Source organism: uncultured Actinomyces sp. (assembly GCF_963526355.1).
Lineage (GTDB): Bacteria > Actinomycetota > Actinomycetes > Actinomycetales > Actinomycetaceae > Actinomyces.
The window spans coordinates 1-6,561 of the sequence record NZ_CAUROW010000097.1; the positions used below are offsets into that span (position 1 = coordinate 1).

Annotated in this window: 6 protein-coding genes; 3 read left to right on the forward strand and 3 right to left on the reverse strand. The window is 70.3% G+C overall.

Features of this window, described 5'->3' with window-relative positions; genetic code table 11:
- The first annotated feature begins 258 nt into the window (after positions 1–258).
- Positions 259–1,776, forward strand: coding sequence for an NlpC/P60 family protein (locus RWR81_RS11740; protein WP_399498438.1), 1,518 nt, complete (start codon positions 259–261; stop codon positions 1,774–1,776).
- A gap of 70 nt (positions 1,777–1,846) precedes the next feature.
- Here the strand turns inward: RWR81_RS11740 and RWR81_RS11745 are convergent, their stop codons facing one another.
- On the reverse strand, positions 1,847–2,416 hold the full coding sequence (locus tag RWR81_RS11745; protein ID WP_314457921.1) for a hypothetical protein: 570 nt from the start codon (positions 2,414–2,416) through the stop codon (positions 1,847–1,849).
- Between the two features lie 230 nt (positions 2,417–2,646).
- Between RWR81_RS11745 and RWR81_RS11750 the strand changes: the two genes are divergently transcribed.
- On the forward strand, positions 2,647–3,528 hold the full coding sequence (locus RWR81_RS11750) for a CPBP family intramembrane glutamic endopeptidase (RefSeq protein WP_314457922.1): 882 nt from the start codon (positions 2,647–2,649) through the stop codon (positions 3,526–3,528).
- A gap of 152 nt (positions 3,529–3,680) precedes the next feature.
- Complete coding sequence (locus RWR81_RS11755; RefSeq protein WP_314457923.1) at positions 3,681–3,965, forward strand: putative quinol monooxygenase; 285 nt, start codon at positions 3,681–3,683, stop codon at positions 3,963–3,965.
- Between the two features lie 30 nt (positions 3,966–3,995).
- Here RWR81_RS11755 and RWR81_RS11760 read toward each other — a convergent pair whose 3' ends face one another.
- Together RWR81_RS11760 and RWR81_RS11765 are read right to left on the reverse strand one after the other, a co-directional pair.
- On the reverse strand, positions 3,996–6,071 hold the full coding sequence (locus RWR81_RS11760; protein ID WP_314457924.1) for a DUF6541 family protein: 2,076 nt from the start codon (positions 6,069–6,071) through the stop codon (positions 3,996–3,998).
- A gap of 31 nt (positions 6,072–6,102) precedes the next feature.
- A partial coding sequence (locus tag RWR81_RS11765; RefSeq protein WP_314457925.1) for a UDP binding domain-containing protein occupies positions 6,103–6,561 on the reverse strand: 459 nt, incomplete at its 5' end.

Sequence of the window (6,561 nt, forward strand, 5' to 3'; positions counted from 1 at the left end):
GCCCCCGAGGCCGAGCCGCCGGGGGCGCCTCGTGGCGTTCCTGCCGCAGAGCCGCCCGAGGCCGCCGCCCCCGAGGCGAAGGACCGGGCGGGTGCTGAGGATGCCGGGGACCGGGCGGCCTCGCCCGAGCAGAAGCCCCCTGCAGCTCCGGCCGATGGCATCGAGGACCTCACCGGTCGGGGCAGCTGGGTCGCGGCGGGCCAGAAGTGGCAGTGGCGGGGCAAGGACGGCAACCTCGCCCGGTCCCGGTGGGCTCGCATCGACGGCTCGGTCTACCGCTTCGATGACGACGGGAACATGCTGACCGGCTGGTGGAAGGACGGACAGTCCTGGTACCACCTCGCCGACTCCGGGGCCCGATCGACCGGCTGGACCCAGGATGCAGGCACCTGGTACTACCTGGACCCCACCACCGGGATCATGACCACCGGCGAGCTCACCGACGGCGGCTCCACGTACCTCCTCAACGGCAACGGCGCCATGGTCACCGGTTGGCTCAAGCAGGCCGACGGATGGCGCTTCTACCACCCCAGCGGCGCACGCGCCCACGGCTGGACCCAGGACGCCGGCACCTGGTACTACCTGGACCCCACCACCGGGATCATGACCACCGGCGAGCTCACCGACGGCGGCTCCACGTACCTCCTCAACGGCAACGGCGCCATGGTCACCGGTTGGCTCAAGCAGGCCGACGGATGGCGCTTCTACCACCCCAGCGGCGCACGCGCCCACGGCTGGACCCAGGACGCCGGCACCTGGTACTACCTGGACCCCACCACCGGGATCATGGCCACCGGCTGGACCCAGGTGGACGGCAGCTGGTACCACCTGCAGGGCTCGGGCGCCATGGCCACCGGCTGGACCCAGGTGGACGGCAGCTGGTTCTATCTCAGCCCCTCCAGCGGAGCAATGGCCACCGGCTGGCTCCAGGACGGGTCCACCTGGTACTACCTGGACCCGGGAACCGGGGCCATGGTGACCGGGACGCGCACCATCAACGGCAATTCGCAGACCTTCGCCTCGTCCGGGGCCTGGATCGGTTACCAGGCGCCGTCGGGCTACCTGCAGCCGGTCGCCTCGATCACCCCCCTGGGCTGGTCGACCAACACACTGACCTGGGGGATGAACGGGGTCAAGGTGCGCATCGTCCAGGGACGCCTGGGCCTGTGGCACTCCACGAAGCTCGCCAGCGTCGACGCCTCCTTCGTCTCTGCCGTACGCAACTTCCAGCGACGGGTCGGCCTGCCTCAGACCGGCACCGTGGACGAGGCCACCTGGAACGCGCTCGACACCGGCTTCTCCTGGTGGGTCGACCAGTATCAGGAGGCCCCCACGTCCCTGAGCGCGACCCGCGGCGAACGTATCGAGACGATGATCGGTTACGCCTGGAACCAGATCGGGTCCAGCTACACATGGGGAGGGGCGGGCCCCTACGGCCTGGGCTTCGACTGCTCGGGCCTGGTGCTCCAGTCCCTGTACAGGGCGGGGCTCGACCCGCAACCTATCGACGTGATCAAGCACGGATGGCCTGACTACCGCACCTCCCAGGAGCTCTACCACCACCCGCAGATGATGCACGTGCCGCTGAGCCAGCGGCAGCGCGGCGACCTCATCTTCTACACCTCCGACGGCGTTGTGACCCATGTGGCCATTTACCTGGGGGACGACCAGGTGGTCCACACCGACTGGATGGGGCGGCCGGCCAGGATGGACCACATCACGGTCTCCTACGGCTGGGCCAACATGACCTCCGACGTCGTGCGCCCCTTCCCGTGACCGGCTCGTGACCAGCCCGGGCCCGGCATCACACTGAGAGTTCGGTGATGCCGGGCCCGGGGGCGTCAGATCAGAAGGTGACGGGCCAGTGGGGCATGCAGGTACTCAACTCCACGTGGGCGTCGGTACGCGCGTCCAGGCTCCGCTGGTACTCCGGGTTGGGCTCGGGGGTGCGCCCCAGCTTGATGTCCTTCTCGGCCTGGGCCTCGTCCTTGAACTCCGGGATCTGCCCTGCGGCGAGCCGGCTGGTCGTGCTGGTGTAGGTGGTCAGGGCGGTCACGGCGCTGGTCGCGGCTGCGTCGCCGGCGGCGGCGGACTGCAACCGGGCGTGGTAGCCGGTTTCAAGGGCCTGGGTGAACGCGTTCCACGCGGTCTGGGTGTCCTCGTCGCTCGCCCCCTCGGGCAGGCCGGTGAAGGCCTGCCCCTCAGGAGTCTGATTCAGGGCCTCGACGAGGATCTCATCCATCGCCCCGCACTGGGTGGTGGAGGCGGTGGTGGCCGGGGGACCGACAGGAGCGGTCGTCGCGGGGGTGGATGCACCGGCGCGAGGCTTCGATGACGAGCAGGCAGCGAGTCCGGCGGCCGCGATGAGGGCGAGGGAGGTGGCGAGACAGGCGCGCGCGATGTGACGAAGACCCATGGTGCAAGACTAACCGACCGAGCCGCACTATCACGCCCCTCCTGTGGTCCTGCCTCATGCTTGCCCGAATGAGGGTCACTGAGGACCGGTCGATACTCCCGAGCGGCGATCGGTGGCGCGCTGTCAATAGGGAAGGACCCTGATATGTGTCAGGATCCTTCCCTGATTCATCCCTGAACGGTGGGTGAGAGTGTTGTGGTACGAGGCACCGTTTCCTAACGTCGGGGGTCATGAGCACCTCACCCACTGAAGCGCCTTCCCCTGCAACCGCAACAGATCCCTCCCGGCCCCGGCGCCGGCTGCCCGGCCGCGGAGGAACGGCCCTGCGCGTCGTGCTCGCAGTGCTTGTCATGCTGGTAGGCACGTTTACTCCCGGAATAATAATGGTTCCCCTCAGACTGGCCATGTTCCCGACAGACATGGCGGGAGCGGTGCTGGGGATCGTGGCGAGGTCCGTGGCATCCCTGTTCGCCCTGCTTGTTACCTGGTTGCTGGTGACGCGTCTGGACGGGGGAAACCTGAGCGACCTGCGTCTGCGGGTCGATCGGCGGGCCCTGGCCTGGATGCTGGCCATGGTGGTGGCGGCCGCGGCCGTCGCGGCGGTCATGGGGGTCGTCATGGACCTGCTCGGGATCGAGCCCGTCGGCGGCGGGCTCACGGACCCGGCCCTCCCCGCCATCGGGGTCCTGCTCCTCGGTACAGTGGGTTTGGCGTTCCTGCACCAGGGGTTCCCGGAGGAGCTCGTGTGGCGGGGCTGGTTCTTCAGGTCGCTGGGGGGCACTCGCCGGGCCGGTGCCATCTCGGTCATCGTCTTCACGCTGATGCACATCATCTCCAACGGCGGGCAGGAGAACTGGATCGAGCGCATCCTGTACCTGGCGGTCCCCTTCGGCTTGGCCGTCGCGGCGGTGGTAGTGGCATGGGTGTCGGGCTCGACGTGGGCCGCCGTGGGCGTGCACGGGGGATCTCACATGGCCGCCCTGGTCCTGGCCGCTATGCGAACCGATGGCAATCATCCCGTGGCCTGGGTGCTTGAGGGCGCCCTGTGGCTGGTGGTGGCCGGCGTGGTCTGGCTCCTGGCCCGACGCCGGATACTGACCCCCGCCCGCTGACTCTTCCTCCGACCGATGTTCCACAGGGCTTGCTTCGCATGGCGTGACTGGTGGATGGTCGACATCGTCGTCAGGAGGCCGGCGAAAGTGCCTCACTCGCGATGGCCGACTCAGCCGTCCTTTCCCGCATCCTCACGTGTCAGGAGAAGCTCATGATCCGCATCGTCGCCACTTTCCGCATCCGTCCCGACGCCGTCGAGGAGTTCCGCACGCTTGCCGAAAGGCTCGTCGAGGGCTCGCGGGCGGAGGCGGGCAATGTCACCTATGACCTGTGCGTGGCCCGCGACGATGCCGCATCCTTCGTCGTGCTTGAGGCCTGGCGCGACGACGCGGCGATCGAGGCCCACAACGCCTCACCCCACTTCACGACCCTGGTGCCCCGGATGGTCGCCCTGTCCGCCGAGGAGCCATCAGTGGTCCAGTACGTCGAGGTCTGAGCCCCGGAGCACTGGGTCTCCTCAGGCTCCTCAGCGGCAGGCGGTGATGCGCCACAGGGAGGCGCTGCCCTCGGAGTCGACGAGCTCGAGCCCCTCGGCTGGGACTCGCGTCAGAGGCGCGTCCCAGCGCAGCGGGGCCGCGCCGGTCGTCGAGCCGGAGGCCGTCGCGTCCGAACTGCTGTAGAAGTACCCCACGCCCAGCCGGTTGAGGAGCGTGCAGACCTCGGATCCTCTCTGTCCCAGTGTGGGCCAGGCGTCGGCCAGGGCGTCCTCCGGCGTCCCGTCGTCGGCTCCGGCACGCGTCGGGTGAACGACACGCACCCCACCCAGGGACCACCAGTAGGTTGCTCCTCGCGATGGCGCCCCCAGGACGACGGCGTCGTCGGGCAACGTGGTCCGGGAACGCTGGATCAGTCTCATGGCGTCCTCAGTCAGCAGGGTGCCGTACTGGATGCGGAGCGGGTCGTAGACGGAGGCGACGAGACCGCGTTCCAGGGGGACCCGCGCCGCCACCGGTAGGAGCAGCCCCACCGTGAGCATGATGGCGGCTGCCCGCTCCGTCCTCCCCGGTCGCACCCCGCCGGTCCTCGAGGCCGCCCGACACAGCACTGCCCACAAGCGCCGTCCGGGTCGCCCGGCCCCCGCTTGAGCCACCAGGATGAGGGCGGGCAGGATCGCGAGCGGAAGGATCCGGGCCTTTTGCAGGTACCAGGGCGATCCGAGCTGGCGGCCGATCCACTGGGGTCCTCCCACCAGGGCCAGAAGGATCAGCACCAGCAGCCACATGACGAGCCACGGGCGCTGCTCCCGCCGGGAGCGCGCCGACCAGGCCGCTTGCAGGGTGAGCAGGCCGATGACGATCCCGACGGGCACGGCGGCGCCGGGGACCGCCCCGTACATCGGCAGATCGATGAGCGCCTGCCCCAGGGTCGCCGCGGCGCCGGCCACTCCCCCGCCAGGACGCTGATAGCCCATGACCGAGGCCAGGGAACGGCGCATGAGCCAGGCCCCCACGGCCAGGACCAGCACTACCACGACCGATCCGCCCACCAGGAGGGCACGACCGCCACGACGGGTGGCGCTACGGCGCCATAGGGAGGTGACGACGCCCGCCAGGAAGGGCAGGGTCAGGACCACCAGGTTGAACAGGCCGGTGCCGTGCGCGGCCACCACGCCGCCGGCCGCGGCCAGGACGAGAAGCATGTGCGTCAGACGTAGGCGCCGAGGGGCGGCACCTCGGCGCAGCAGGTCGTAGAGCACGAGGACCCCGGGAAGCCCCAGGACGCTCAGGGCATAGGGCCACACCGCCAGGGACGTCATGAGCAGCAGCGGAAAGCCCACCACGCCGGCGCTGAGCGCGAGCACCGCGGCGACCGCACAGATCCGCTGCAGGCGGCTCGCGCCGCGGTGCGCAGGCTCTAGAACCTCATCGAGGCCGGTGACCCGGACGAGCAGCCCCAGGAGACTCAACGGCCAGACCACCGCGCTCAGGGCCAGAACCCCGGCGGTGGCCGCCAGGGCCGGACCGCCAGGCGCCAGCGCCAGCACCCCGTGCCAGACGGTGGGGTAGTAGACGGCGCGACCGGAGTAGAGGGCGGACAGGCCCCCCAGCATTGAGGCGTTCCCCCCCTCGCGGATGGCCGCCACCGCGTTGAGGTGGAAGGTGGCGTCGAAGGCCTGCACGGGGTAGCCGGGGCCGGGCAGGGCGGACAGGATCGCGCCGGCCGGCACGACGACGGCGACGGCCAGACCGCCTGCCAGGATCAGCCGCTCGGCCCGGTTCCACGGCGTCACCCGTCGCGTGCGCTCCGCAGGCGGGCCGGCGACCAGTCGCGTCACAAGCGCCGCGATAGCGGTCAGGGCGGTGATGACCGCCCACCCCCAGGGACGCCAGGGCAGCCCAAGGGCGTGGCTGAGGATCTCCGCGGCGCCGATGATTCCTGCGCCGATGGCGGGGGCCACCGCCAGCGACCTCAACACCCCCAGGCGAGCGGCCCGGCCAACGAGCCAGCCGGGTACGAGCAGCAGGCCGGCCACGACCAGCGTGGCGGCCGTCAGGGTCCAGCCGGAGGCACCGGCCACCCCCATCGCCGCACTGATGCTCATACCCGCCGCCGGATTCAGGGCATCCCCGGGGTCACTCGCCTCCGCCGATGGTCAGGCGGGGCACACCAGTCCACTTGGCGGCGTCTGTGGCGCGGCGCCCGTCCAGCAGGAGGCGCAGCCCGGGCAGGTCGGCAGTGGTGAGTTCGCGGTACTCGGGGTGGTCGGCCTGGACGATGGCGACGTCGACCGGCTCCCCAAGGTGGTAGGGGGTCCAACCGAAGCCCGTCAGCTCGTCGTCGGTGTACATGGGGTCGTGGACGAGGACCTCGGCACCGGCCTCGCGCAGGGCCTCCACGGTGGGGAAGACACCGGAGAAGGCGGTCTCCTTGACCCTGCCGCGGTAGGAGGCTCCCAGCACGACGACGCGCAGGCCCTCCAAGGAGCCGAGGACCTCGGTGGCCCGGCCGACCACGTAGGCGGGCATGGTGGCATTGAAGGTGCGGGCGGTGCGCACCACCGAGGCGTCGGGGTCGGTGGACAGGTACAGGCG